The organism is Streptomyces oceani, from assembly GCF_001751245.1.
Classification (GTDB): Bacteria; Actinomycetota; Actinomycetes; order Streptomycetales; family Streptomycetaceae; genus Streptomyces; species Streptomyces oceani.
This window is the reverse complement of sequence record NZ_LJGU01000098.1, coordinates 2718-4701: the sequence shown is the minus strand read 5'-3', so window position 1 is coordinate 4701 and position 1984 is coordinate 2718. Positions and strand designations below refer to the sequence as shown.

At 72.1% G+C, this 1984-nt stretch carries 1 protein-coding gene; it reads right to left on the bottom strand.

Features of this window, described 5'->3' with window-relative positions; translation table 11 throughout:
• Positions 1 to 56: 56 nt before the first annotated feature.
• On the bottom strand, positions 57 to 1733 hold the full coding sequence (hutU, locus tag AN216_RS03230) for a urocanate hydratase (RefSeq protein WP_070195056.1): 1677 nt from the start codon (positions 1731 to 1733) through the stop codon (positions 57 to 59).
• Positions 1734 to 1984: the final 251 nt, after the last annotated feature.

The following is a 1984-nucleotide window of genomic DNA, read 5'->3' as shown; positions in this document are numbered from 1 at the left end:
GCGAGCGGCGTCGCCCGTCGTGCCGGCGCCGGGGCCCGCGTCCCCCTCCCTCGCGGTCACGCCGCGCCGCCCTCACGCATCGGCACCCGTACGCCGCGCTCGGCGGCGACCTCGTCGGCCCGCTCGTAGCCGGCGTCGACGTGCCGGATGACGCCGGTACCCGGGTCGTTCGTCAGCACCCGGCGCAGCTTCTCGCCGGCCAGCGCCGTGCCGTCGGCGACCGTGACCTGGCCGGCGTGCAGCGAGCGGCCCATGCCCACCCCGCCGCCGTGGTGCACGGACACCCAGGAGGCGCCGGAGGAGACGTTCACCATGGCGTTCAGCAGCGGCCAGTCCGCGATGGCGTCCGAGCCGTCCTTCATCGCCTCGGTCTCCCGGTACGGCGAGGCGACCGAGCCGCAGTCCAGGTGGTCCCGGCCAAGCGCCAACGGCGCGGAGATCTCGCCCGAGGCGACCAGTTCGTTGAAGCGTTCTCCGGCCTTGTCCCGCTCCCCGTAGCCGAGCCAGCAGATCCGGGCGGGCAGCCCCTGGAAGTGCACCCGTTCGCCGGCCATCCGCAGCCAGCGGGCCAGCGACTCGTTCTCCGGGAAGAGTTCGAGCAGCGCGCGGTCGGTCACCGCGATGTCCTTCGGGTCGCCGGACAGCGCGGCCCACCGGAACGGCCCCTTGCCCTCGCAGAACAGCGGGCGGATGTACGCGGGCACGAACCCGGGGAAGTCGAAGGCCCGCGGGTATCCGGCCGTACGGGCCTCGCCGCGGATCGAGTTGCCGTAGTCGAAGACCTCGGCGCCCTCGTCCTGGAAGCCGACCATGGCCTCCACGTGCTGGGCCATGGACTCCTGTGCCCGGCGGGTGAACCCGCCTGGGTCGGTGGCGGCCCGCTCGGCCATCTCGTCGAAGTCGACGCCGACCGGCAGGTAGGCGAGCGGGTCGTGGGCCGAGGTCTGGTCGGTGACGATGTCGATCGGGGCGCCCATCTCCAGCAGCCGGGGCAGTAGTTCGGCGGCGTTGCCGGGCACCCCGACGGACAGCGGGCGGCGGGCGTCGCGCGCCTCGGTGGCCAGCCGGAGACCGTGCTCGAGGGAGTCGGCGGCACGGTCCAGATAGCCGTGCTCGATACGGCGCCGGATACGCGAGGGGTCGCACTCGACGCACAGCGCGACACCGTCGTTCATGGTGACGGCGAGTGGCTGGGCGCCGCCCATGCCGCCGAGTCCCGCGGTGAGCGTGATGGTGCCGGCCAGGCTGCCGGCGAAGCGCTTGGCGGCGACGGCGGCGAAGGTCTCGTAGGTGCCCTGAAGGATGCCCTGGGTGCCGATGTAGATCCAGGAGCCGGCGGTCATCTGTCCGTACATGGTGAGGCCGAGGGCCTCCAGCCGCCGGAACTCCTCCCAGTTCGCCCAGTCCCCCACCAGGTTGGAGTTGGCGAGGAGGACCCGTGGCGCCCACTCGTGGGTCCGCAGCACGCCGACCGGGCGGCCGGACTGGACGAGCATGGTCTCGTCCTGTCGGAGCGTCTCCAGGGTGCGCATCATGGCGTCGAAGGACGGCCAGTCGCGCGCGGCCCGGCCCGTACCGCCGTACACGACGAGTTGGTCCGGGTGCTCGGCGACCTCGGGGTCCAGGTTGTTCCGCAGCATCCGGAGCGCGGCTTCCTGGGGCCAGCCCAGGGCGTTGAGTTGGGTGCCGCGCGGAGCCCGTACGACTCGCGGTCCGGCCGGCTGTCCTGACATGGGCGTGCCTCCCCGAGGAGAACAGAACTGCTGCCGTCCGGCAGCCATCTATTCATACACCCTAAGGAGTGAATATTTTCAGTCAACAACCAGACTGGGATCGCTCCGCCGAACGTGCTTCGCTGGAGGCATGAACCACCCGACGAACCTCGCCGCCACCCGCCGTGACCTGGCCATACGCGCCGCAGTCGAGCAGGGCCTGGTGTCCGGCGACCAGCAGCCGCTCGCCGGCCTGCTGGACCTCGCCGCCG

Bases quoted from the DNA above. Each gene is read 5' to 3' on its own strand.
- hutU (WP_070195056.1), bottom strand. From the start codon at position 1,733: ATGTCAGGACAGCCGGCCGGACCGCGAGTCGTACGGGCTCCGCGCGGC.